This is a genomic window from Dokdonella immobilis (assembly GCF_900115085.1).
Taxonomy (GTDB): Bacteria; Pseudomonadota; Gammaproteobacteria; order Xanthomonadales; family Rhodanobacteraceae; genus Dokdonella; species Dokdonella immobilis.
Genome location: NZ_FOVF01000023.1, coordinates 53,122 through 76,966 on the forward strand (window position 1 = coordinate 53,122; position 23,845 = coordinate 76,966).

General features: G+C 64.7%; 19 protein-coding genes. 6 read left to right on the forward strand and 13 right to left on the reverse strand.

The window, feature by feature from the left end:
• The first annotated feature begins 27 nt into the window (after positions 1–27).
• Positions 28–741, forward strand: a complete 714-nt coding sequence (locus tag BM125_RS14285) for a pseudouridine synthase (RefSeq protein ID WP_092409189.1) — start codon at positions 28–30, stop codon at positions 739–741.
• On the opposite strand, the gene BM125_RS14290 is transcribed toward BM125_RS14285, so the two are convergent.
• Entirely contained in the window at positions 742–1,983 is a 1,242-nt protein-coding gene (locus tag BM125_RS14290; protein ID WP_092409156.1) for a TIGR03862 family flavoprotein, read from the reverse strand.
• A gap of 144 nt (positions 1,984–2,127) precedes the next feature.
• Here BM125_RS14290 and BM125_RS14295 point away from each other — a divergent pair, with 144 nt between their 5' ends.
• Positions 2,128–2,733 carry a rhomboid family intramembrane serine protease gene (locus BM125_RS14295; RefSeq protein ID WP_092409158.1) on the forward strand — a complete coding sequence of 202 codons (606 nt, stop codon included), beginning with the start codon at positions 2,128–2,130 and terminating at the stop codon, positions 2,731–2,733.
• Between the two features lie 7 nt (positions 2,734–2,740).
• Here BM125_RS14295 and BM125_RS14300 read toward each other — a convergent pair whose 3' ends face one another.
• Genes BM125_RS14300 through BM125_RS14310 form a run of 3 tightly spaced genes read right to left on the reverse strand, consistent with a single transcriptional unit; the run spans position 2,741 to position 6,385 of the window.
• Positions 2,741–3,256 (reverse strand): hypothetical protein, encoded by a 516-nt coding sequence (locus BM125_RS14300; RefSeq protein ID WP_092409160.1) that lies wholly within the window; start codon positions 3,254–3,256, stop codon positions 2,741–2,743.
• A complete protein-coding gene (locus BM125_RS14305; RefSeq protein ID WP_092409162.1) occupies positions 3,253–4,710 on the reverse strand; it encodes a DUF1501 domain-containing protein in 1,458 nt (485 codons plus the stop codon). Before BM125_RS14305 ends, BM125_RS14300 begins: the two co-directional genes overlap by 4 nt.
• Before the next feature lie 10 nt (positions 4,711–4,720).
• Positions 4,721–6,385: a DUF1800 domain-containing protein gene (locus tag BM125_RS14310; protein ID WP_092409164.1), complete on the reverse strand. Its 1,665-nt coding sequence runs from the start codon at positions 6,383–6,385 to the stop codon at positions 4,721–4,723.
• 269 nt (positions 6,386–6,654) lie between these two features.
• On the opposite strand from BM125_RS14310, the gene BM125_RS14315 reads away from it, so the two are divergent.
• Positions 6,655–10,509: a sensor histidine kinase gene (locus BM125_RS14315; protein ID WP_175498101.1), complete on the forward strand. Its 3,855-nt coding sequence runs from the start codon at positions 6,655–6,657 to the stop codon at positions 10,507–10,509.
• Between the two features lie 84 nt (positions 10,510–10,593).
• On the opposite strand, the gene BM125_RS14320 is transcribed toward BM125_RS14315, so the two are convergent.
• The 3 genes from BM125_RS14320 to BM125_RS14330 all read right to left on the reverse strand — a co-directional run bounded on the left by BM125_RS14320 (position 10,594) and on the right by BM125_RS14330 (position 14,666).
• Positions 10,594–12,123, reverse strand: coding sequence for a DUF3369 domain-containing protein (locus BM125_RS14320; protein ID WP_092409168.1), 1,530 nt, complete (start codon positions 12,121–12,123; stop codon positions 10,594–10,596).
• A 208-nt stretch (positions 12,124–12,331) separates the two neighbouring features.
• The gene (locus BM125_RS14325; RefSeq protein ID WP_092409170.1) at positions 12,332–13,489 is read right to left on the reverse strand and encodes an isovaleryl-CoA dehydrogenase; all 1,158 of its coding nucleotides are present in this window, start codon (positions 13,487–13,489) and stop codon (positions 12,332–12,334) included.
• Positions 13,490–13,565: 76 nt separating this feature from the next.
• Complete coding sequence (locus tag BM125_RS14330; protein ID WP_092409172.1) at positions 13,566–14,666, reverse strand: Glu/Leu/Phe/Val dehydrogenase dimerization domain-containing protein; 1,101 nt, start codon at positions 14,664–14,666, stop codon at positions 13,566–13,568.
• Positions 14,667–14,949: 283 nt separating this feature from the next.
• Here BM125_RS14330 and BM125_RS14335 point away from each other — a divergent pair, with 283 nt between their 5' ends.
• Positions 14,950–15,555 carry a hypothetical protein gene (locus BM125_RS14335; protein WP_139225016.1) on the forward strand — a complete coding sequence of 202 codons (606 nt, stop codon included), beginning with the start codon at positions 14,950–14,952 and terminating at the stop codon, positions 15,553–15,555.
• Between the two features lie 43 nt (positions 15,556–15,598).
• Here BM125_RS14335 and hflD read toward each other — a convergent pair whose 3' ends face one another.
• Genes hflD through BM125_RS14350 form a run of 3 tightly spaced genes read right to left on the reverse strand, consistent with a single transcriptional unit; the run spans position 15,599 to position 17,851 of the window.
• On the reverse strand, positions 15,599–16,222 hold the full coding sequence (hflD, locus tag BM125_RS14340; protein ID WP_092409175.1) for a high frequency lysogenization protein HflD: 624 nt from the start codon (positions 16,220–16,222) through the stop codon (positions 15,599–15,601).
• Positions 16,215–17,366 carry a tRNA 2-thiouridine(34) synthase MnmA gene (gene mnmA, locus BM125_RS14345; RefSeq protein ID WP_245778931.1) on the reverse strand — a complete coding sequence of 384 codons (1,152 nt, stop codon included), beginning with the start codon at positions 17,364–17,366 and terminating at the stop codon, positions 16,215–16,217. Before mnmA ends, hflD begins: the two co-directional genes overlap by 8 nt.
• A gap of 5 nt (positions 17,367–17,371) precedes the next feature.
• Positions 17,372–17,851, reverse strand: coding sequence for an NUDIX hydrolase (locus BM125_RS14350; RefSeq protein WP_425429630.1), 480 nt, complete (start codon positions 17,849–17,851; stop codon positions 17,372–17,374).
• A 126-nt stretch (positions 17,852–17,977) separates the two neighbouring features.
• Between BM125_RS14350 and clpS the strand changes: the two genes are divergently transcribed.
• Together clpS and clpA are read left to right on the forward strand one after the other, a co-directional pair.
• On the forward strand, positions 17,978–18,304 hold the full coding sequence (clpS, locus tag BM125_RS14355; RefSeq protein WP_092409177.1) for an ATP-dependent Clp protease adapter ClpS: 327 nt from the start codon (positions 17,978–17,980) through the stop codon (positions 18,302–18,304).
• A gap of 47 nt (positions 18,305–18,351) precedes the next feature.
• The gene (clpA, locus tag BM125_RS14360) at positions 18,352–20,628 is read left to right on the forward strand and encodes an ATP-dependent Clp protease ATP-binding subunit ClpA (RefSeq protein WP_092409179.1); all 2,277 of its coding nucleotides are present in this window, start codon (positions 18,352–18,354) and stop codon (positions 20,626–20,628) included.
• Positions 20,629–21,415: 787 nt separating this feature from the next.
• Here clpA and infA read toward each other — a convergent pair.
• The 3 genes from infA to BM125_RS20690 all read right to left on the reverse strand — a co-directional run bounded on the left by infA (position 21,416) and on the right by BM125_RS20690 (position 23,728).
• Complete coding sequence (gene infA, locus BM125_RS14365; protein ID WP_092409181.1) at positions 21,416–21,634, reverse strand: translation initiation factor IF-1; 219 nt, start codon at positions 21,632–21,634, stop codon at positions 21,416–21,418.
• A gap of 205 nt (positions 21,635–21,839) precedes the next feature.
• On the reverse strand, positions 21,840–22,574 hold the full coding sequence (gene aat / locus BM125_RS20685) for a leucyl/phenylalanyl-tRNA--protein transferase (protein WP_245778932.1): 735 nt from the start codon (positions 22,572–22,574) through the stop codon (positions 21,840–21,842).
• Entirely contained in the window at positions 22,571–23,728 is a 1,158-nt protein-coding gene (locus BM125_RS20690) for a GNAT family N-acetyltransferase (protein ID WP_245778933.1), read from the reverse strand. Before BM125_RS20690 ends, aat begins: the two co-directional genes overlap by 4 nt.
• Positions 23,729–23,845 lie beyond the last annotated feature (117 nt).

A 23,845-nucleotide genomic window follows, 5' to 3' on the forward strand; every position in this document is an offset into this window, starting at 1 on the left:
GATGCACGTGACAGGGCTGCGATGACGATGCGATTGAACAAGTACATCAGCGAGTGCGGGCACTGTTCGCGGCGCGAGGCCGATCGGCTCATCGCCGCGCGCAAGGTCAGCCTGAACGGCGAGGTGGCGCGCATCGGCGACACCTGGGCCGAGGGCGACGAGGTGCGCGTGGATGGCCAGCCGCTGCGCGCGCGCTCGGCCGCTACCGGCGCGCGCAAGCATGTCTATATTGCGCTGTACAAGCCGGTCGGCATTACCTGCACCACGGAAACCTCGGTCAAGGGCAACATCGTCGATTTCGTCGATCATGCGCAGCGCATCTTTCCGATCGGGCGCCTCGACAAGGATTCCGAGGGGCTGATCCTGCTGACCAGCAACGGCGACATCGTCAACGAGTTGCTGCGATCGGAAAACAACCACGAAAAGGAATACCTCGTTGGCGTCAATCGGGCCGTCACCGACGAGTTCCTGTCCGGCATGGCGCGCGGCGTGCGCATCCACGGGCAGATGACCAAGCCCTGCCGGACGCAGAAGATCGCGCGTTTCGGCTTCCGCATCGTGCTGACCCAGGGCCTGAATCGCCAGATCCGCCTGATGGCAGCCGCATTCGGATATCGGGTCAAGCAGTTGTGCCGGGTCCGCATCGTCAATATCAAGCTCGGCAACCTGCGCGTGGGCCAATGGCGCAATCTGAGCGACGCGGAACTGCGCGGACTGCTGCCGCAGCGCAGCGAATGGTAGTCAGCCACCCGACCGCAGCCAGGCGACCGCCCCGGCACCGGCCGTGAACCCGCTGGCCAGGCAGGCGGTCAGCAGATAGCCGCCGGTCGGCGCTTCCCAGTCGAGCATCTCGCCGGCGCAAAAGACGCCCGGAAAGTCGCGCACCATCAGATTCTCATCGAGCGCCTCGAGTCGCACGCCACCGGCACTGCTGATCGCCTCGGCCAGCGGCCGCGGTCGTTGCAGGCGGATCGGCAGCGCCTTGATCGCAGCGGCCAGTTTCGCCGCATCGGAGAATTCCGCGGCGGGCAGGACCTCGTGCAACAACGCAGCCTTGGCCCCATCGATACCTGCATTGCGGTGCAGGTGCTTGGCCATCGAATGACGGCCGCGTGGCCGCGACAGGTCGCGGCGCAGCCGCGCTTCGTCGCGGCCCGGGACCAGATCGAGATGGATCGTGGCCGAGCCGTTCGCTGCGATCGCATCGCGTGCATCGGCGGAGAGCGCGTAGACCAGGCTGCCCTCGACGCCGTTTTCGGTGAGCACGAATTCGCCCTGGCGTTTCTCGTGCCGGCCATCCGCCGTGACCCAGCCAATCGCGACCGGCTTGATCGGCGCGCCGGCATGGCGCGTGCGCAGGAACGGACTCCAGGCGACATCGAAGCCGCAGTTCGAGGCCTGCAGCGGCGCCAGATCGAGACCGCGCTGCTCAAGCACCGGAACCCAGCTGCCGTCCGAGCCGAGCACGGGCCAGCTGCCGCCACCGAGGGCGAGGATGACCGCATCGGCATGGACCCGCGTTTCACCGCTGGCGCCTTCGAAGCGCAGTTCACCATCGGCGGCCCAGCCCAGCCAGCGCGAGTGGACATGGAAATGCACGCCGTCGGCGCGCAGACGACGCACCCATCCGCGCAAAAGGGGAGCCGCCTTGAGGTCGCGAGGAAACACGCGTTGCGAACTTCCGACAAAGGTCTCGATACCGAGTCCCGCGGCCCAGGCCCGCACTGCTTCGGGACCGAACCGGCGCAGCCAGTCGGCGACAATGCCCTGACGCGCGCCGAACCGTCCGGCAAAGGCTTCGAACGTTTCGGCGTGGGTGAGGTTCAGGCCGCCCTTGCCGGCAATCAGGAATTTCCGACCGACTGAACCCATGCGCTCGTGCAGGTCGACGCGCAGGCCGGCGCGTGCCACGCACTCGGCCGCCATCAGACCGGCCGGGCCACCACCAATCACGACTACGCGTCTTGCATGCGGGTTGTTCATGCGCGGATGGTCGCATGCCTCGCCGGGGCCAGGGAGTCGGCTGTTCAGGGGCGGCCCCCGGAATGCGATACTGGCCCCGGCTTCCCGGTCGATATCGCGGGGCAGTCCAGCGCTCCCGCTCCCACCCTTGCCGGTCAACGTCGAATGAATGCAACCCTGGTCATCATCCTCGTCACGTGCGCGATCTCGTTTCTCGCATTCCGGAACGAAAAGCTCATCAGTGACCTGATCCTGTGGCCACCGGCGATCAGTCGCGGCAAGCAGTATTACCGGCTGCTCAGCTACGGCTTCATCCACGCCGACGGCACGCATCTGCTGTTCAACATGATCACGTTGTACTTCTTCGGCCGGCTGATCGAGCAGTTCATGGCCAGCTACATCGGAACGCTCGGCTTCGTCGCGTTCTACCTGTCTGCGATCGTCGTCTCGATCCTGCCGACCTACGTCAAGAACGTCGGCAACCCCGCCTACCGCAGCCTCGGCGCCTCGGGCGCCGTTTCCGCGGTGCTGTTCGCCTTCGTCCTGCTGCAGCCCTGGGCGACGATCCTGATCTTCTTCGTGCCGTGCCCGGCAATCATCTATGCGGTTCTCTATGTCGGCTATTCGATCTACATGGATCGAAAGGGCAGCGACAACATCAACCACAGTGCGCACCTCTGGGGTGCGGCGTATGGCGTGCTGTTCCTGCTGGCCATGGAGCCGAGGATATTCGGGGTGTTCCTCGCCCAGTTGACTGGTTCGCGAGGCTAGCCCGCGGTCAGGGCCGGGATTCGAAGCCGTTGGCGAGGATGAAGTCGGTCTGAAGGCGGGGTGCGCCGAGCATGATCCAGTCGAAGATGAGGGCCTGTTCGGCCAGCGGCAACGCGGTGCGGCCGCGCGGCATGCGCAGGCCGAAGTTCGGTACCTCGCAATTGATCTTCTCGAACAGCACGCTGTCCAGCGGCTGGCCCGGAACGACCAGGTAGCGGCCTGGCTGTTCGTTCGACGGGCCGTTTACGAGGTTGTCGTAGGAAAACTCCGGATCGAGGTCGAGATCGCCCGAGGGCGAGCCGCCGTGGTCGACATGGCAGTTCGAACAGCGGTTGTTGAAGACCTCCTGGATATCGAGGGAGTAGTCGATGTTCCAGGTGATCGGGATGCTGGCGATGCTGTCGCAGCCGCTCGCGGCCGAAACCGGCGTGCTCGCCCATGCCAGTGCCAAGGCGATCAGGACCGTTGCTGCAGCGCTGGTCGGTGTGGTCGGGCGCCGTGTGCGCAGGGTTCGCGTGATCAAGACTGCATGAAGCCCAGGTTGTTGGTCGGGAAGTTGGGCAGGTTCGGAAAGATCGTGTTGAGGTCGGTGGTCGAGGTGACGCCCATCCAGCGGGCCAGGGTCGCGGCCATCTGGTCGACGCTGATCGAGGGAATGAATTGACCGCGACTGAGGCTGACCGGTCCGTTGAGGGTCTGGTCCGGGAACTCGCCGTACAGCTTGCCGCCATTGACGGCGCCGCCCATGACCATGCTGACCGAGCCCCAGGCATGATCAGAGCCATTGCCGTTGGTCGACAGCGTGCGCGCGAAATCGCTCATCGTGAAGGCGGTGACCTGGCTTTGTGCGCCGATCTCACCCAGTGCAGTCCAGAACGCACCCATGGCCTGCGAGACCCGCATCAGCAGGTTGGCATGGCCGTTGGTCCCGGCGCTCATGAGGTTGTCGTGCATGTCGAAGCCGCCAAGGCGCACGTAGTAGATCTGCCGCGAGTGCTGGACGTTGAACGAGGTGTCACGCGAGAGCTTGATCATGCGCGCGACCATCTTCAGCTGGTTCGACAGCGATTCGTTGGGGAAGGCGACATTGAAGACATTGGAGGCGGCAATACCGCCGTCGGCCAGTCCCGAATTGAGCAGGTTGTAGAGGTCGCGCGAACGCTGGAACACGTTGCGGTACTCGTCCTGGTACGGCGATACATACGTCGCATCGAGCAACTGCTGCAACGCGCCGCGACGGGCCGCACCTTCGGTGCTGGTGCCGGTCATGCCGGAGAGGCCGGAGAGGCCGCTCGATGACAACTGATACGGGAATGTCGAAGCGCCGACCTCGAAGCGGTTGCCTCCGCCGATCGAGATGCACGGTGACAGGAGCTGGTTGAGATTGCTGGTGCGCACGAGGTCGGCGACCTGGCCGCCCCAGCCGCGCGCACTGGCCGTGGTGCGGGCAATGTGCCAGAGGTTTTCCTGGTCACTGTGCGAATACAACTGCGGCGGACGCAGCGAGGGCGTCGAGTTGTACTCAGTTTTGGTAATCGGCTGGATCAGGGTACCGATGTTGCTGAGCAGGGCCAGCTTGCCCTGGGTATAGAGCGTGCGCAGGCCCGGAATGGATCCCTGGTTGATCGTGCTCGGATGGAGTGCGTAGCTGCCGCTGACGTCGGAGATCTGCATCGGCGTCAGCTGGGAACGGTCGATGGCCAGGCCGCCGGGATTCGAGCCGGCGTTGTAGACCCCGCTGCGCGAGGCGGCATAGACGTCGTAACGCGCCTGATCGTAGGGCATCAGGAGGTTCCAGGCGTCGTTGCCGCCGGCGAAATAGATGCACACCAGGGCCCGGTAGCCCGGCACCGTGGTCTGGGCAAGCGCGCTGCTGATCATGTTCAGCTGCGGCAGCAGGGTCGATGCGCCGCCGGCGCAGATTGCGCAGGAAAGCTGGCGCAGGAAGTTTCTACGTGAAGTCGATTCGCCGCTCATGTTCGTGGCCTCAGCGCTGCACTGCGTATTCGGGGGAGAGCGCGGTCACATAGACCACGGTGCGTGCCTTGTCGATCGCCGAGGCACCGTCCATGAAGATCAGCATGTTGCGCAGGACGTTCTGCATGTTGGTCGTCATGCTGCCGTACATCATGCGCCTGTTCACTTCCGCGACCATGGCCGTCGGGTCGCTGGCCAGGGCCACCAGGGGAGCCAGATTGAGCAGCGGCCGGTTGCTCGGCGGACTCGACATGCCGACATAGCTGTTCCAGCTGTAGGTGTAATAGCTGTTCGACATCGAGGTCAGCGTGCTTTCATTGAGGGTCTGGAACTCGGGCGAATACAGACCCGCATCGGCGATCGCGCCGGGCTGCTGGTAGTCCGGTTCGAAGAAGTTGAACACGGTGTCGGCGCCGAGCGGGCGCTGACCGAACGTGCCGCTGGGATTGTTCATGCCCATGGCGATATTGCCGTAGGTGTCCGCTGCCGGCATCTGGGCGTCCCAGGCGCGCCACATGGCAGTCAGCCTCAGCATCGGCTCGCGCGGCTTGCCGCCGTTGGCGGTCGGCGCATTGCGGGCTTCGGGGTCCATCAGGACTTGACGGATCACGGCGCTGAGATCGCCGCGCTCGCCGAACCCGTTGTCGAGGAACTTCTGCGCCACGCGCTGGATGTAGGCGGACGATGGGGAACTCGAGGTAAAGCGCTGGATCAGCTGGCGCGAGACGAACGGCGCGATGTTCGGGTGCGCGAACAGCAGGTCGAGGCCGTCGTCGACATCGCTCGGACAATCCTGACCCGCAGGAATCGTGGAACCCCCGATCACCGTCTTGAGCGTGGTGTCGTGCTCCGATTCGATGCACTTCATGCGCAGGTAGGTATTGGTGCCGTTGCTGATCGTGGTCGCGTTGTTGTAGTTGAATCCGGTGAAGACCTTGGCGTACTCGGTGACCACGCTCTGGTTGTAGGTGGGGATCGGCTGGCCGCCATTGAGGATCGGCGTGAAATCGTTGTTGCGTTCGATCAGGCCGACCGTGAACAGCTGCATGACTTCGCGGGCGTAGTTCTCGTCCGGCTGGCGCAAACCGTCCGCGGAGGCTTTGCGATTGCGGAAGTGACTGAGGTATTTGCCCATCGACGGATTCCAGGTCACCTGGTCGAGGAGCTCGCGATAGTTGCCGAAAGCGTTGCGGGCGAGGATGTCCCAGTATTCGCTGACCTGGATCGGCTCACCGCCGAGGGTACTGTTCTGGTCGGAGATGACGAGGATCTGGCTCAGCGCGAAGGCGGCACGCTGGCGCAGCTGGTCACCGCCCGTTGCGGCAGTGTGAAACCAGCGATCGAGTCGATTGTTGTGGCTGACGCCACTCTGGCCGTCCGCCAGCCGCGCCTCGTTGACGGCTTCCATGTAGGGTCGCGCGGCCGTTGCAGGCTTGTTGAATTCCTGGCGCAGCCACTCCGAGTAGCCGATCGCGCGCAGGCGGGCGATTTCGGCCACGGTCGGTCCATAGGTGGCCTGGGTCAGGAACCTGGCCGCTTCGGCATCATTGGCCGGCAGGTCGGTCGGCGCCTCGAAACTGGCGCCGAATATCGGATCGTGCAGGAGGGCGTGGGCATCGCGCACGCCAAGCAGTCCGGCGCAAACGACCAGACCGAGCAGGAAGGTTCTGTACATGGATGATCCCCGGAAGCCGTGCGCACGATACGTCGGAATCGAGCGGCCAATGTGTGATGGCTGTCAACGGATTTTTGTGTATCGCAACATGGCCGGAATCCGAGTCAGGTCCATGCAAGGGTCCACTGTCTTCGTGCCATGCACCATCGTGGTCCTGGGCTTCGAACCGTGCGTTGACGCGTTGCCGTCCCGGGCCTCTTGTCGGCTGGGGAAGAGGGGTCTAGCCTCGCCTCATGCGCGCGCAACGCTTCCGGTCTTCGAATCCAGGCATGGCACGCCTGCCGTGGCTGGCGTGGGCCTGTATCGGCCTCTCGGTGATGTTCTGCATCCGGGAAGCGGCCTTCGCCAGCGTACCGGGCATCGATACGGTGCATTTCCGCACCTACGCGACTGGCCAGGGGCTCTCGCAGGCGACGGCCCGGGTCATGGTCCAGGATCGTGCGGGGTTCATCTGGATTGGAACGCAGGATGGACTCAATCGTTTCGACGGCTACGACTTCCGCGTCTACAAGACCGATCGTGACGACCCCTGGTCGCTCTCGCAGAATCATGTCTGGGCGCTGGCCGCCGATGCCGACGGCAGTCTCTGGGTCGGTACCCAGGCCGGCGGTCTCAATCACTACGATCCCAAGCTCGATCGCTTTTCGGTCTATCGCTCGAAGCCCGGCGACGCACATGCCGTCGGCAGCAATAACGTCACCGCCCTGCTGCTCGACCGCGATGGCCGTCTCTGGGTGGCGAATTCGGCGGGTCGGCTGCAATGGTTCGATCGAGCCGAGCAGAATTTTGACGACACGCCGGTCGGTTTGAACGCCGGTCTGCGCATGGTGCGCAGTCTCCTGCAGGGGCCTGATGGCCGCGTCTGGATCGGCGCCCGCGATGGTCTGTGGAGGATCGAATCCGATGGCACCGACCTGCGCGAGTTCCCCATCGATGGCCGGTCTGCGGATGTATACGCGCTGGCCCAGGGAGGCAACGGCGATATCTGGATCGGAACAGCGGAACAGGGACTCTACCGGGTAAGTGGCGAGGGCGAGGTACTGCAACACTTCCGTCGCGACGACGACCCCTTCTCGAACGGCCTGCATGACAACGAGATTCGCGCCCTGCTCGCGGACCGCGATGGCAAGCTCTGGGTGGCCGGCAATAGCCGCGGACTGGCGCGCTTGGATCCGGCCAGCACGCAGTTCAGTCGCTACGGCCACGATCCGGCGAGGGACTCGAGCATCGCGGGCAATCGGCTGGCGTCCTTGCTGAGGGGGCGCGATGGCGAATTGTTCGTCGGGTCCTGGGCCAACGGGTTCTCGGTGCAGAATCCGCGCACGGAAGTGTTCACACGGGTCGGAAGCGTCGCGGGCGATCCCCGGACCCTGCCGACCCGCCTTGCCATGACTGTCCTGGGCGAGCCCGATGGCACACTCTGGGTCGGTACCCTCGAAGGCGGCGGCCTGGTCCACCTGGATCCGCAGAAGGGCGTCATTGCACGCTACACCCACGATCCCGCGCAGTCCGACTCGCTGTCGAACGACTTCGTGCAGTTCATTACCCGCACCCGCGATGGCAGCCTCTGGATCGCGACCATGGGTGGTGGCCTCAACCGCTTGCGCCCCGGCACGTCGTCGTTCGAACACTTTCGCCATGATCCGGATGACCCGACCAGCCTGGCCGAGGATTCCATCCTGTACCTGTATGAGGATCATGTCGGCACGCTGTGGGTCGGTACCCTGAACCAGGGGCTCGACGAACGCTGCGCGACCTGCTCGGGGTTCAGGCATCACGCCCACAATCCGGCCGACGATGATGACGCAACCAGCATCGGCGGCGATGCCGTCAGCAGCATCGTCGAAACGTCGGGCGCCGACATCTGGCTCGGACATCGTTCGGGGGGACTCGACCGCTACAACCGCGAAACGGGGCGTTTCGAGCATTTCCGTTCCGACCGGCTCAATCCGCGAACGATCGGCGGTGACACGGTTTCGACGCTGGCTGTCGACTCGCGTGGCGAGCTCTGGCTCGGGACCCAGGGCGGGGGCATCAGCCACCTGTTGCCCGGAACCGAAGGGGACCCGCAATTCGAAACCTTCGGCAGCAAGGAAGGGCTGGCTGCCGATGCCGTCGGCGCGATCGTCGAAGATGCACAGGGCAACCTTTGGATCAGCACGACCGTTGGCATCAGTCGCTTCGACCGCAAGCAGCGCAGCTTCCTCAACCTCGGTCCCCATGACGGCACACTGGGCACCGGCTACTGGGTCAATGGTTCGAGCCGACTGCCCGGTGGCCGCATCGTCTTCAGCGGACTCGACGGCATCAGCATCTTCGACCCGCTGCAGGTCCGCATGCCGCCACCGCCTCGGCCGCTGGCAACCCGCCTGCTGCTGCAGAACCTGCCGGTCAAGCTGCGCTGGAGGGATCCGGACTCGCCGCTCGATAAGAGCCTGTGGCTCGGTGGCACGGTGTCCCTGCGCCATGATCACGACAACGTCACATTCGAGTTCGCTGCGTTCGACTTCACCGACCCCGAATCGATCCAGTACAGCTATCGTCTCGACGGCCACGACGAACAATGGATCGAAGCATCGGCTTCGCGGCGGTTCGCAACCTATACCGACCTGCCGGCGGGCAGTTACGGGCTGCGCCTGCGGGCCCGCCACCAGGGCAGTGTGGGGCCTGGCAATGCCTGGACCGGGGAGGAGTTCGTCGTGCCCGTGCGGGTCGCGCCATCACCCTGGCTTTCGCCCATGGCCTTTGGCGGCTACTTCGCTGCGGTCGCACTGATGGTCTGGCTCGGTGGACTGCAGGTCCGCTCGAGCCTGGAGCAACGGGCCCGGGCCCAGGAGGCCATCCGGATCAGCGAGGAACGTCTGAAGATGTCACTGTGGGGCAGCGGCAACGAACTGTGGGACATGGATCTGCAGACCGGGCGCATGCATCGCGACAACAAGCTCCAGCACCTGGCCGCGACCGTCGAGGCCGTGGAAGAAACGGTCGAGGCCTATCTTCCGTTCGTGCACAAGGACGACCTGCCGGCGTTCAATGAGGCGCTGGCCGCGCATTTCCGCGGCGACACCGCCCAGTTCGAAGCCAGCTACCGGACCCTGGACCGCAAGCACGAATGGGTCTGGATCCTGACCCGGGGTCGCATCGTCGAGCGCGATGCGAAGGGGCATGGGCTGCGCATGGCAGGGACCACCCATGACATCAGTGCACTCAAGCATGCCGAAGATGCGCTGCGCAGGCTCAACGAGGAACTCGAGCTGCGCGTCGACCGGCGCACATCGGACTTGCGCGCGACCAATCTCGAATTGCAGGAGACCCTGGACCGCCTGACCCTGACCCAGCGCCAGTTGCTGGAAGCGGAAAAGCTCGCTTCGCTCGGTGGCCTGGTTGCCGGCATCGCCCACGAAATCAATACGCCCCTCGGCGTGAGCGTCACTGCGGCCTCGCACCTTGTCGAGGAAGCCTCGCACCTGTCCCGGATGAACGAGCGTGGTGAGCTCAAGCGCAGTGATCTGGATCGCTTCGAGCGTGCCGCGCGCGAGGGATCGGAACTGATCCTGCGCAATCTCAAGCGCGCCGACCGGCTGGTTCGCAGCTTCAAGCAGGTTGCGGTCGATCAGACCAACGAGGATCGACGCGTCGTCGACCTGGCCGCGTGCATCAACGAAATCCTGACCACGCTGGGCCCGGCGCTGAGGAAGACGCCGCACAAGGTCGAGATCGTCTGCGCAGCGCCGGTGGTTTGCGAAACCGCGCCGGGTGCGCTCTATCAGATCATCAGCAACCTGGTCATGAATTCCTTGATGCACGCCTTCGCAGACGGTCAGGCCGGCCTGATCCGGATCGAGGTTTCGCGTGCCGGGGAAAGTGCCGTGGTCGACTATCGCGATGACGGCAGTGGCATGGACGAGGCGGCGCGGGCGCGAATCTTCGACCCCTTCTTCACGACCCGGCGCGGCCAGGGCGGGTCGGGTCTGGGCATGCACATCGTCTACAACCTGGTGACCCAGGTGCTCGGCGGCAGCATCGTCGTCGACAGCGCTCCGGGCAAGGGTTTCCAGGCCTGCATGATCTTCGAGCTTGAACGGACCGGCGCCGCCGGCAGCGTCGGTCAGGCGTCGGGCTAGGGCCGTTCCGGCCAGCCTGGGGCGACCTTTGCCGCGCGAACCCTTCGGCCAGGCGAGGTCTGTGTCGCTCGATCGAATTTGTCCCTAGGCGTCGGGCAGTGCCTGGCGCAGGGCGACGACCTGGGCCCAGTTTGCGAACAGCAGATCGGTCAGGGCCGGATCGAACTTGCGCCCCCGCTCCTCGATGATGTAGGTGCGGATCTCCTCGTCCGACCACGGTTCCTTGTAGCAGCGGCGGCTGCCGAGGGCATCGAAGACGTCGGCCAGCGCGGTGATGCGTCCGGCGATCGGAATGTCGTCCCCGCTCAATGCATTCGGGTAGCCGCTGCCATCGAAATTCTCGTGATGGGTCAGGGCGATCTGCGCCGCCAACTGGAAGATCGGACGGCGCGATCCGGCGAGCAGCCTCGAACCCAGTTCGGCATGCGTGCGCATGATCACCGTTTCCTGCGGCGTATGCAGTCCAGGCTTGTTGAGGATCGCGTCGGGGATGCCGATCTTGCCGATGTCATGCAGGGGGGCGGCATAGTTGAGCAGTTCGCAGGTGGCTTCATCGAGTCCGTGCAATCGGCCGAGCATGGCCGCCAGCTGGCCCACCCTGCGCACGTGGTTGGCGGTTTCGCGAGAGCGCGTTTCGGCGGCACCTGCGAGCAGGTAGAGCATGTCGAGCTGGCTGTCGAAGAGCTCCTGGTTGAGGTGCAGGTTCTCGTAGGCGATCGCGACATTGCTGCAGAACACCTGCATGAGCTGGTGGCCATGCTCATCGAGCTGGTGCGATTCACCGACGTAGAGCAAGGCTTCGCGCGCATCGCTGTCGGCAAAATGCAGGACGTAGTGGTCGCCCGAGAAGACATGCTGCTTCTTGCTGAAGGCGCGATGCAGCGACTGCACCATGTGGCCGGGCAGTTTTTCCTCGGCATTCCCGGAGAGGTAGCGTGCGTACTCGCCGATCGCCGCGGTCACCTGGAAATGCTCGGGCAGGGTGCCGTTCGGGTGGGCGATCCGGCAACACAGGGCGCTGCCTTCGACACCGATCAGCTCGGTCAGCTTGGCCAGCACGACCGACGAGAAATGCTGCGGGTGGTGATGGGAGAAGACTTCCGAGGATGCCTTGATGACGAGTTCGAGGCCGCGTCGACTCGATTCGATCGTGCGCATGTCGCGGTAGGCGCGCAGGGCGGCATACAGCGTGGTCGAGAGCTTCTGCGCGGTGAGCTCGGTCTTTTCCTTGTAGTCGTTGATGTCGTAGGCGGCGACGACTTCGTGCTCGGGCGCCTGTCCGGGCTGGCCGGTGCGCAGGACGATGCGCACGAAATGATTGTCGAGGCGATCACGGATGGCCCGAACCAGGTCGAGACCGGCCTGCTCGGTTTCCATGACCACGTCGAGCAGGATCACCGCCGTATCGGGGTGCTCGCGCAACAGTGCCTCGGCCTCGGCGCTCGAGAAGGCGCTCAGCAACTGCAGCGGGCGTTCGGCGAAACGGAAATTGGCGAGGACGAGCCGGGTGACCTGGTGCACTTCGGGCTCGTCGTCGACGATCATGACCTTCCACGGTGGGGCCAACCGTGTCGGCTCCAGCGAAAAATCCAGACCATCGTCGATCAGCCCCATGCGATCCCCCGCGGCTGTTGACCCCAGTCTACCTCAAGCGTGGAGGAAAGATTCCATTGCGCCTGCAACAATCGGTGAATCGATGCCAGCCGGTCGCGGAGCCTGTGCGGAAGGCTTCCGCGGTCTTTCGCGGCAGGGCGACCGGGGTCGTGCGGGACGCCGCGGGCGAGCGGGCGGAGCAGCCGCCCAGTCGACGCGGCGTCGTCGCTCAGCTCTTGCCGTGGAACAACTCGCGACCGATCAGCATGCGCCGGATCTCGTTGGTGCCGGCGCCGATCTCGTAGAGTTTGGCATCTCGCATCAGGCGTCCGGCCGGGTACTCGTTGATATAGCCGTTGCCGCCGAGGGCCTGGATCGCCTCCATCGTCACGCGGACCGCGGTCTGCGATGCGTGCAGCAGGCAGGAGGCCGGGTCGATGCGCGATTTCACGCCCTGGTCGAAATCCCGGGCCACCATGTAGGCGTAGGCGCGTGCCGACTGCAGGCCGGTATACATGTCGGCGACCTTGGCCTGCATGATGCCGAAGGTGCCGATCGGCGCGTTGAACTGCTTGCGTTCACGCACATAAGGGACGACCAGATCCATGGCCGCCTGCATGAGCCCGATCGGACCACCGGAGAGGACCAGGCGTTCGGTGTCGAGGCCGCTCATGAGCACACGCACGCCTTCATTGACCTGGCCGACGATGTTGGCTTCGGGAATCTCGCAATCCTCGAAGACAAGCTCGCAGGTGTTGGACCCGCGCATGCCGAGCTTGTCGAGCTTCTGCGCCGTGGAAAAGCCCTTCATGCCCTTTTCGACGATGAAAGCGGTCATGCAGCGCGAGCCGGCCGGTTTTGGTGCGGTGCGCATGTAGACCAGCAGCACGTCGGCATCGGGACCGTTGGTGATCCACATCTTGGAGCCATTGGCGACCCAGACGTCACCTCTCTTCTCGGCCTTGCAGGTCATGCTGCCGACCACATCCGAGCCGGCGCCGGGCTCGCTCATGGCGAGCGCGCCGACCCATTCGCCGCTGCACAGTTTGGGCAGGTACTTGCGACGCTGTTCGTCGCTGCCGTTGTTGCTGAGGTTCTGCACGCACAGGTTCGAATGCGCGCCGTAGGAAAGGCCGACCGAGCCGGAGGCACGCGAGATTTCCTCGAGCGCGATGACATGCGCGAGGTAGCCCAGTTCGGAGCCGCCGAACTCGCCCGGTACGGTGATGCCGAGCAATCCCATCTCGCCGAACTTGCGCCAGAGGTCCTTGGGGAATTCGTTCTCGCGGTCGATCAGGTCGGCGCGGGGCGCGATTTCCTTTTCCGCGAAGGCCTGCACGGTCTCGCGCAGGGCAACGAGGTCTTCATCGAGCTGGAAAGGGTGCATGGGTCGAATCCACTGGGCGATGGGCAGGCGGGGATTGTCGCATCTGCGCAATCCCCGTTCACGACCGCGCCGCGGTTCAGCTGCCGCGGCGGCCCTGGAAGCTCGGTGCGGTCACGCCGAGATGCGGCAGGCGCAGCTTGCCGATGGTCGAGATGCGTTCCTCGGCGAGGCGGTCGGCAGCCAGATAGGTGGGGATCTTGTCGCGCTTGGCGATCTCGAAGATGCGGCTGACGTTGTGGTAGATCGTGCGCATCATGCGCATCGCGCGTTCCCGGTTGTAGCCGTCGATCTCGAGCGAGATGTTCATGACGCCGCCGGCGTTGACGGCATAGTCCGGCGCATAGAACAGTCCGCGCCTGGAAACCTCGTCGCCGATCGCGTTGCTGGCCAGCTGGTTGTTGGCGGCGCCGCAGATGACCTTGCACTTGAGTCGTTCGAGCGTCGCCTCGTTGATCGTGCCACCAAGCGCGCAGGGGCTGTAGACTTCGGCGTCGGTATCGTAGATCTCGTCGAGGCCGACCGCGGTGCAGCCGTATTCGTCGACGGCGCGCTGGACGAGTTCCTTGTTGATATCGGTGACATAGACCTTGGCGTCGTGCTCTCGCAGCAGCTTGATGAACTCCATGCCGACATGGCCCGCGCCCTGCACGGCATAGCTGTACTTGCCGACATCCTCGTTGCCGTAGCAGGCGTTCAGCGAAGCCAGCAAGCCCTGCAGGGTGCCGAATGCGGTGAACGGCGACGGATCGCCGGATCCGCCATGGACCTGGTGCACGCCGGTGACGAACGAGGTTTCGCGGAACACCCATTCCATGTCGTTGACGTCGATGCCGACGTCCTCGGCCGTGATGTAGCGTCCGTTGAGCGAGTTGACGAAGCGGCCGAAGGCGCGGAACAGGGCCTCGGACTTGTCCTTGGCCGGGTCGCCGATGATCACGGCCTTGCCGCCGCCGAGGTTGAGGCCGGCCACGGCATTCTTGTAGGTCATGCCGCGCGACAGTCGCAGCACATCGTTGATCGCTTCCTGCTCGCTCTTGTACGGCCACATGCGCAGTCCGCCGAGGGATGGACCGAGCACGGTGTTGTGGATCGCGATGATGGCCTTCAGGCCGGCGTCCTTGTTGTGGCAGAACACCACTTCCTCGTGGCCGGTGGTGTCGAGCGTTTCAAAGATCATGTCTTGCTCCGCAAACGGAAGGGAACGTCCGGAGCCGGGGCCATGCCAAGTACCGACTTGATGATTGGCATGAGGTCCGGGCGCCAGGTGATTGATGGATATGGGAAAGTCAGCTGCAGTGCGCGACCGGGGCTGGTTCACAGGCGCGTAGTCTAGCGGTGCCGCTGCGCAGCCACAAACGGATTCGGCGGCAGCCTCGTGCCCATGCCGGGCTGCGCGGTCCGGCTTGCGATGCGGGTCCGTTGTCACGCAGGATTGGGGCCGGTCTTCAATGGAACCGCCCATGCCCCGCATTGTCCTGATGCTTTTTGCCGTACTCGTTGCCTCCGTCATATGCTCGAACTCCAGCCCCGCTCTTGCGGCCGGCGACGCCAGCTCGGCCCTGTTCGACGCCTATGCCAAGATGATCGATTCGCGCTGCGTTGCCGAGACCGTTTCGAGCGATGCCAAGGGCCGCGAAAACCGCTCGAAGGTCGAATTCGACACGATCAACCGGATCCGCGTGACCACCGACCAGGCCAGTTTCATCGTGCTGCCCGAAGGAACCTGGATGCGCACCGGCGGAGGCGAGTGGATGAAGCCGCCGATCGACATGAGCGCGATGTTCAAACGCCTGGTCCCGTCGACCCTGGAGGAGATTCGCGCCGGTACGCGCAATATCCGCGACGAAGGAATGCAGACAGTGGAGGGCCAGAATCTGCGTGCGGTCAGCTACGACGTGGACACCCAGGTCATGGGCATCAGCGTGAGCTCGCACAACACTGTCTTCATCGACGCATCGGGCCGCATCGTGCGCAGCGTGAGCGACGGCGAAGCCATGGGCCAGAAGACCCATTCGGTGCAGAAGATCCGCTACGACGATTCAATCAGCATCAGCGCGCCGGACTGAACCGCGCGAATGAAGCGCGTCGCGTTCGTCTCGAAAGCGACGCTCAGCCGCGGTCGAGCGTGCAGCGGGTGAGCAGCCCGCGCGCGAGCATCGCATATTCACTTCGGCGCAGCAGCAGCCGCCACTGGCTGCCGCCGACCTGACGCCAGAGCACGGCCGCGCGTATGCCGGCCAGCAGCATCGAGCGGATCTGTTCGACCCGCTTGGGATCGGCCAAATGCAGCGGATTGCCGTGCACCACGATGCGCGGCTTGAGGCGCGAGAGGGTATTGCTGTACAGCTCGGCCAGGCGGGTCTGCACCGTTGCATGGGCAACACCGAGATGGTCGACCTGGCGCTGGATCGACTCGATGCCCTCGCGCAGCTGGCGCTTCATCTCCGAACGTCCGTCGAGCTTGCGTTCGAGCCGGAGTACGCCCATGACCAGTTGCGAGACGGCGAGGTTGCGATGCTCGCTGTCGAGGTTGGCGACCAAGGTTTCCATGCCGAGTCGAAGGCCGGAGAGGCCGCCGAAGACATCCGCGGCGCTGTCGCTGTCGATGCGGAACAGGCTGGCCAGGCTCGATTCGACTGCGGCGCTGTCGCTGCGCCCATCGTTGGCGATCGAGCGCACCACGGCGCAGGCCTGGAAGACGCCGGCAAGTGCGATGACGCGGGATTCACGCATGCACGTTCTCCATGGTCCGCTGGGGGTTCGCCCCGGGTTGGCTGGTCCAGCCGCCGAATGGCGCGTCGCTGCTTTCGATGACGCCACCGCCGAGGCAGACCTCGCCATCGTAGAACACCACCGACTGCCCCGGCGTGACCGCGCGCTGCGCCTGGTCGAACTCGACCCGGCAAGACGGGCCCTCGACGAAGACCGTGCAGGTCTGGTCGGGCTGCCGATAGCGGATCTTGGCCAGGCAGCGGAAGGTCGGGGCCGGGGCGGCGCCGGCCACCCAGGTCGGTGCGCTCGCCAGCAACCGGCGCGACAGCAGCCAGTCGCTGGCGCCGCCCTGTACGGCATAGAGGATGTTCCTGGGCACATCCTTGCCGACCACGTACCACGGCTCGCCACTCGAGTCGCGGCGGCCGCCGATGCCGAGGCCGCCGCGCTGCCCAAGCGTGTAGTACCAGGCGCCTTGGTGTTCGCCGATCTCGACCCCGTCCGGGGTCAGGATGGCGCCTGGCTGGGCCGGGATGTAGCGACCCAGGAACTCGCGGATGTCGCGTTCGCCGATGAAGCAGATGCCGGTCGAATCCTTTTTCGCGTGGCTGGGCAGTCCGGCCTCGCGGGCGATGCGCCGAACCTCGGGCTTGGGCAGTTCGCCGACCGGGAACAGCGTGGCCGCGAGTTGCTCCTGGCCCAGCGCATGCAGGAAGTAGCTCTGGTCCTTGTTGTCGTCGACGCCGCGCAGAAGTTGCCAGCGGCCATCCCGGCAGCGGTTGCGCGCGTAGTGGCCGGTGGCGATGCGGGCGGCACCGAGTTCGCGCGCGTGCTCGAGAAAGGTCTTGAACTTGATCTCGCGGTTGCACAGCACGTCCGGATTCGGCGTACGCCCGGCACGGTATTCGGCGAGGAAGTGTTCGAAGACCTGGTCCCAGTACTCGCGCGCGAAGTTGCGGGCATGGAAAGGAATGCCGAGCAGCGCGCAGGTGGCGAGGGCGTCCTTGCGTTCCTCGACTGCGCGGCAGGGACCGAAGCGTTCGTCTTCCTCCCAGTTCTGCATGAAAAGGCCGGCCACCGGCTGCCTGGTCTGGGCCAGCAGCCAGGCGCTGACCGAGGAATCGACGCCCCCGGACACGCCGACCATGATCAGATCGCGGTCCATGTCGTTCAGATCGAGGTCGTGCCGGGCGCCAGCCTGCGGATGCTGTCCAGCGGCAGGCGCCGGCCCCCGAGCCAGTCGTCGATGCTGTTCAGGATAAGCGGGCTGCGCAGGCGTTCGCGGGCCGCCACGATTTCGTCGCGATCGAGCCAGAGCGCGCGCAGGATGCCGCTGTCGAGTGCGCGCTCCGGATGGTGGCGCACCGGGATGGCGGCAAACGTGAAGCGCACGAACTGACTGCCGGAATGGCTGCTGGTCCACTGCTGGACGCCGACCAGGCATTCAAGCTCGACCTCCCAGCCGGTTTCCTCGAGGGTTTCGCGTCGTGCCGCGTCCTGCAGGCTTTCATCGGGTTCGAGATGCCCGGCCGGCTGGTTGATCACCGTGCGCCCGTGCACGATCTCCTCGACCAGCAGGTAGCGCCCCTCGTGTGGCACGACGGTTGCAACGGTTACCCGTGGGCACCAGACCTGCGGCTCGGTCCGCAGTCCGCCCGAATGAGGATGTTCCATGTTCATCGCGCGAAGTTTACAGGAGATGGCGCAACGATCCGGGCTTGAACGCGAAACCGCGCGACCTATACTGATAACCGACGCTGACTGCATCTGGCACCCATGTCGCAACCTCCGCAGCACGAAAACGATCACGAACACGGCTTGGCCGTCGAGGTGGCTCCGCCGCAGGTGGCCAAGCCGCCGATGTACCAGGTCGTGATCCTGAATGACGACTTTACGCCAATGGACTTCGTCGTCGTCGTGCTGGAAACGTTTTTCACGATGGACCGCGAGCGCGCCACCCAGGTCATGCTGCATGTCCACACGCGCGGAAAGGGCGTTTGCGGCGTATATACGAGGGAAGTGGCAGAAACCAAGGTGACCCAGGTCAACGAATTTTCGCGGACGCACCAGCATCCATTGTTGTGCACCATGGAAAAATCCTGAGCCACCCCACATATCCGACGCATCAATCATCCAGTGAGGCAAAACGGATGTTCAGCAAGGATCTAGAGCTCACCATCGGCCAGTGCTACAAGGAGGCTCGCGAGCAGCGTCATGAGTTCATGACCGTGGAGCACCTGCTCCTCGCCCTGCTCGAAAACCCCTCGGCGACCCAGGTGCTGCGCGCCTGCAGCGCCGATCTCGACAAGCTCGGCCGCGACCTGCGCTCGATCATTGCCGAAACCGTGCCGGTACTGCCGCCCAGCGACGACCGTGATACCCAGCCCACGCTCGGCTTCCAGCGCGTGCTGCAGCGCGCCGTCTACCACGTCCAGTCCTCGGGACGGAAGGAAGTCACCGGAGCCAACGTGCTGGTCGCCATCTTCGGCGAAAAGGACTCGCACGCCGTCTATTTCCTCGGCCAGCAGGACGTGAACCGGCTCGACGTGGTCAATTACCTGTCGCATGGCATCGCCAAGCTCGGCGATGATTCCGGCCAGGGGCAGGGCGCCGAACCGGGTGCGCGCGAAGGCGAAAACGGCGAGGAGCCGCGCGGCAACCCGCTCGGCGAATTTGCCAATAATCTCAATGAATTGGCGAAACAGGGCAAGATCGATCCGTTGATCGGGCGCGAGCTCGAAATCGAGCGCACGATCCAGGTCCTGTGCCGCCGCCGCAAGAACAACCCGCTGTACGTCGGCGAGGCCGGCGTCGGCAAGACCGCGCTGGCCGAAGGTCTGGCCAAGCGCATCGTCGAGGGCCAGGTGCCCGAGGTGCTCAAGGACGCGACGATCTATGCGCTCGATCTCGGCGCCCTGGTCGCCGGCACCAAGTACCGCGGCGACTTCGAGAAGCGCCTGAAGGCGGTCATCAACCAGCTCAAGAAGGAGCCCGGCGCGATCCTGTTCATCGACGAGATCCACACCATCATCGGTGCCGGATCGGCCTCGGGCGGGACCATGGATGCCTCCAACCTGATCAAGCCGATGCTGGCCTCGGGCGAGATGCGCTGCATCGGATCGACGACGTTCCAGGAATATCGTGGCGTGTTCGAGAAGGATCGCGCGCTGGCACGGCGATTCCAGAAGATCGACGTGGTCGAGCCGACCATCGCCGACAGCATCGAGATCCTCAAGGGCCTGAAATCGCGCTTCGAGGAACACCACCATGTCGAATATACCGGCGAGGCCCTCAAGGCGGCCGTCGACCTTTCGGTCAAGCACATCTCCGACCGCCTGCTGCCGGACAAGGCCATCGACGTCATCGACGAGGCCGGCGCCCGCCAGCGCCTGCTGCCGGATGACCAGCGCACCGGCACGGTCGACGTGGCCGAAATCGAGTACATCGTGGCGCGCATGGCACGTATCCCGCCGAAGCAGGTCTCGGCTTCCGATCGCGACGTCCTGCGCAACCTCGAACGCAACCTCAAGATGGTCGTGTTCGGCCAGGATTCGGCGATCGAGGCGCTGACCAGCGCGATCAAGATGGCCCGCTCCGGACTCGGCGATCCGAACAAGCCGATCGGCAACTTCCTGTTCGCCGGCCCGACCGGCGTCGGCAAGACCGAAGTCACCCGCCAGCTTGCCCTCCAGCTCGGCGTCGAACTGGTCCGTTTCGACATGTCCGAATACATGGAAGCGCATTCGGTGTCGCGCCTGATCGGTGCGCCGCCGGGCTACGTCGGCTTCGACCAGGGCGGCCTGCTGACCGAGCAGATCGTCAAGCATCCGCATTGCGTGCTGTTGCTCGACGAAATCGAGAAGGCGCATCCGGATGTCTACAACGTGCTGTTGCAGATCATGGATCGCGGCGCGCTGACCGACACCAACGGCCGCGAGGCGAATTTCAAGAACGTCATCGTGGTCATGACCACGAACGCCGGCGCCCAGGCTGCGGCCCGGCGCACGATCGGCTTCGTCGACCAGAACCACGCCTCGGACGCGATGGAAATCATCCGCAAGGCATTCACCCCGGAGTTCCGCAACCGCCTCGATGCGATCGTGCAGTTCGGCGCGCTCGATTTCGAACACATCCTGCGCGTGGTCGACAAGTTCCTGATCGAGCTCGAAGTGCAGTTGCAGGAGAAGCACGTTGCCCTCGATGTCGACAGCGAGGCGCGCAAGTGGCTGGCCGAGCACGGTTTCGATCCGCAGATGGGTGCGCGGCCGATGGCCAGGGTCATCCAGGACAACGTCAAACGCGCGCTGGCCGACGAACTGCTGTTCGGCGAGCTGGCCGAAGGCGGCAAGGTCCGCCTGACCGTGCGCGATGGCAAGCTCAAGGTCGAGACCGAAGCCGCCGAGAAGATGCCGGTGGTGGTGGAATAGGGCCTGCATCGGGCAGGGATGCCTGGCCTGCGTGAGGCGGGCGATTGATGGCGCGGCGGGCTTCGATAGCGTGAGCCGCGTTGCCGCTTAGGTGTAGGAGGCGGCTTCAGCCGCGATGCTTTTCGCAAGTCGGCGAAAGGCACCGCGCGCGAACGCGCTCTTGCGAAAGCGTTCGATGACTGGCGCGGGCTTCGTTGACCCTGCAGGCGTTGCCGCTCCGTTGTAGGAAGCGGCTTCAGCCGCGATGCCTTATTCCGCAAATCGGCGAAGAGCATCGCGCGTGAACGCGCTCCTACAAAGGCGTGCGATGCATGGCATGGGCTTCGATGGCCGTGCACGCGTTTCTGCTTCGTTGTTGGAGCGGCTTCAGCGGCGATGCTTTCTGTAAATCGGCGAAGGGCATCGCGCGTGAACACGCTCCTACGAAAGCGTGCGATGCATGGCACGGGCTTCGAAGGCCCTACAGGTGTTCCTGCTTCGTTGTTGGAGCGGCTTTAGCCGCGATGCCGTTCGGCGCGGTCTCGACAAAAGCATCGAGCCTGAAGGCTCTTCCTACGAGGAGCTTCAATCGAACGGCGCGGGCTTCGATGGCTCGTCCCGCCTTGCCGCTCAGTCGTTGATCCCGTATCCACGTGCATCCACGCACGGCACGGGATGAGTTCATTGAACGGGCATGGATCCCGGATCGACGCACGTCCTGTGCTGCCGGTGATAAGGGCGACTCGAACGCAATGGATCCCGTGTCGACGTGCATCCATGCACTGCACGGGATGAGTTCATCCTGAACTCACTTCATGCGGTAGGTGATGCGGCCCTTGGTCAGGTCGTAGGGAGTCATCTCGACCTTGACCTTGTCTCCCGTAAGGATGCGGATGTAGTTCTTGCGCATGCGGCCCGAGATATGGGCGGTAACCACGTGGCCGTTTTCCAGCTTCACGCGGAACATGGTGTTGGGCAGGGTCTCGAGGACCGCGCCTTCCATTTCGATGACATCGTCTTTTGACATTTTTCCCTGTACTGCGGAATCGGAGGGGTCGCGAAGGCGCGGAATTCTACACGATCGACGGGCCAAGTACCTTACATCGCGTCGGATAGCCGGCAATCGGGACATCGGCATGGCCAGCGGGCATGCCCGGCCGTGCCTCGCGCGCACATGTTTCGGCCCGATTTCGGGGATTCCGGATGCCGGCGCGCAGGCCCGGTACTGACCTTCAGCCCGGCGGGCGGCCCAGGCTCGATGGGGCAATGCCGGCAAACAGGCCGGCCCACTTGCCTTGCGGCGGCGGACGGTCCACCAGCTCGGCGATCCTGCGGCTGAACTCTCGGCGCGGCATTTCGATCGCGCCGAGGGTCTGCAGGTGGTCCGAGCAGACCTGGGCGTCGAGCAAGGGGCAGCGGGCGCGGGCCAGTCCGCTGCACAGCGCCAGCAGGGCGACCTTCGAGGCGTGGTCGCGACGGCTGAACATCGATTCGCCGAAGAACATGCGGCCGATGGCGAGGCCATAGATGCCGCCGATGAGTTCGTCGCCGTCCATGACTTCGACCGAGTGGGCGTGGCCCAATGCGTGCAGTCTGCAATAGGCATCGATCATGGCGGCCGTGATCCAGGTGCCGGCACCATCGCCGCGCGGTTCGGCGCAGCGCCGGATCACTTCGGCGAAGGCGCGGTCCGCGGTGATCGTCCAGGGGCAGGATTTCAGCCAGCGCGCGAGGCGTCGCGGCACATGCGGTGCGGCGGTTTCGATGACCATGCGCGGGTCGGGCGACCACCAGAGGATCGGCTGGCCCTGCGAGTACCACGGGAAGATGCCGCGCGAATAGGCGGCGAGCAGACGTTCGCTGCCGAGGTCGCCGCCGAAGGCGAGCAGGCCGTTCGGTTCGTCCAGCGCCGATTCCACCGGAGGGAACGCGATGCGAGCCGGGTCGAGTCGGGGCAGGGTGATCAAGCGCTGTCCTGCGAAGTCTGCCGGTACGGCGAATGATCGAGCAAATCGTCCCGATAGGCCTCCAGTGCCTGGCCTTCGCGGCGCAGGGCATCGTCGACCGCCGTCGAAAAGCGCGCGTCGACGAGACGGTGGAACGAGCGCGTGCGCACCGGCAGGAAGCCGCGGGCAATCTTGTGCTCGCCCTGTGCACCCGGTTCGAAGCGCTGCAGGCCGTGCCGGATGCAGTAGTCGATGCCCTGGTAGTAGCAGGCCTCGAAATGCAGTCCGGCCACCTGCTCGTCGGCACCCCAGTAGCGGCCGTAGAGCGTATCGGCGCTTCGCAGGCAGAGCGCGGCGGCGATGATCCTTCCGGCCCGCCGGCACAGCACGGCGACGACCTGGCGCGGCATGCTGCGGCCGAGGTGGTGAAAGAAGGCTTCGGTCAGGGCAGGGTGATTGCCATGCGCTTCGAAGGTCGACAGGTAGAGGTGATGCAGGACACGCCATTCGCTGTCCTCGATCTCGTCGCCATGACGGATCTCACAGCGCACGCCGGCCGCCGCGACCTGGGCCCGCTCCTGGCGGATGTTCTTGCGTTTCTTCGGCTTGAGCGCGGCCAGGAACGCATCGAAATCGGGCCAGCCGCGGTTGGTCCAGTGGAATTGCCAGTCGAAGCGGGGCAGCCAGCGCGTTCCGGAAAATGCATTCGCGCCGGCCTCGTCGACGAAGTTCAGGTGCGCGGATGAAAGGCCGAACGACTCGAGCCGCTCCTCGATGGCGGCGAGCAGGAACCGGCGGCGCAATCCGGCTTCGGCGTCATTGCCCACGAGCAGACGTGGCCCGCTGACCGGCGTGTACGGAACCGCGCACAGCAGCTTGGGGTAGTAATCGAGTCCGTTGCGCGCATAGGCGCTGGCCCAGGCCCAGTCGAAGACGAACTCGCCATGCGAGTTGCCCTTGAAGTAGAGCGGCGCAGCAGCGACCAGGCGTCCGTCTTCGTAAAGGCCAAGCGGACACGGCTGCCAGCCCAAGGCCGGCTGGATGCAGCCCTGTGCCTCGAGGCCGGCCAGGAAGGCATGCGAAACGAACGGATGGTCGCTGCCGACCAAGGCGTCCCATGCCGCGGCATCGATTTCGCCGACGCCGCTGTGCATGCGAATTTCGGTGGGCGCCATGAATGGTCCGTCTTCGCTCTTCGTAGGAGCGGCTTCAGCCGCGATGCACTTCTTGTTTCCAGATCCCCGCATCTTGCCGAAAAAACATCGAGCCTGAAGGCTCTTCCTACAGAAGGG

What these genes read in the sequence shown, in the direction of transcription:
- BM125_RS14315 (WP_175498101.1), top strand. Translation starts at nt 6,655, where the DNA reads ATGGCACGCCTGCCGTGGCTGGCGTGGGCCTGTATCGGCCTCTCGGTG.
- clpA (WP_092409179.1), top strand. Translation starts at nt 18,352, where the DNA reads ATGTTCAGCAAGGATCTAGAGCTCACCATCGGCCAGTGCTACAAGGAG.
- BM125_RS14285 (WP_092409189.1), top strand. Translation starts at nt 28, where the DNA reads ATGCGATTGAACAAGTACATCAGCGAGTGCGGGCACTGTTCGCGGCGC.
- BM125_RS14310 (WP_092409164.1), bottom strand. Translation starts at nt 6,385, where the DNA reads ATGTACAGAACCTTCCTGCTCGGTCTGGTCGTTTGCGCCGGACTGCTT.
- BM125_RS14290 (WP_092409156.1), bottom strand. Translation starts at nt 1,983, where the DNA reads ATGAACAACCCGCATGCAAGACGCGTAGTCGTGATTGGTGGTGGCCCG.
- BM125_RS14325 (WP_092409170.1), bottom strand. Translation starts at nt 13,489, where the DNA reads ATGCACCCTTTCCAGCTCGATGAAGACCTCGTTGCCCTGCGCGAGACC.
- BM125_RS14305 (WP_092409162.1), bottom strand. Translation starts at nt 4,710, where the DNA reads ATGAGCGGCGAATCGACTTCACGTAGAAACTTCCTGCGCCAGCTTTCC.
- BM125_RS14320 (WP_092409168.1), bottom strand. Translation starts at nt 12,123, where the DNA reads ATGGGGCTGATCGACGATGGTCTGGATTTTTCGCTGGAGCCGACACGG.
- clpS (WP_092409177.1), top strand. Translation starts at nt 17,978, where the DNA reads ATGTCGCAACCTCCGCAGCACGAAAACGATCACGAACACGGCTTGGCC.
- BM125_RS20690 (WP_245778933.1), bottom strand. Translation starts at nt 23,728, where the DNA reads ATGGCGCCCACCGAAATTCGCATGCACAGCGGCGTCGGCGAAATCGAT.
- infA (WP_092409181.1), bottom strand. Translation starts at nt 21,634, where the DNA reads ATGTCAAAAGACGATGTCATCGAAATGGAAGGCGCGGTCCTCGAGACC.
- BM125_RS14330 (WP_092409172.1), bottom strand. Translation starts at nt 14,666, where the DNA reads ATGATCTTTGAAACGCTCGACACCACCGGCCACGAGGAAGTGGTGTTC.
- BM125_RS14335 (WP_139225016.1), top strand. Translation starts at nt 14,950, where the DNA reads ATGCCCCGCATTGTCCTGATGCTTTTTGCCGTACTCGTTGCCTCCGTC.
- hflD (WP_092409175.1), bottom strand. Translation starts at nt 16,222, where the DNA reads ATGCGTGAATCCCGCGTCATCGCACTTGCCGGCGTCTTCCAGGCCTGC.
- BM125_RS14295 (WP_092409158.1), top strand. Translation starts at nt 2,128, where the DNA reads ATGAATGCAACCCTGGTCATCATCCTCGTCACGTGCGCGATCTCGTTT.
- mnmA (WP_245778931.1), bottom strand. Translation starts at nt 17,366, where the DNA reads ATGGACCGCGATCTGATCATGGTCGGCGTGTCCGGGGGCGTCGATTCC.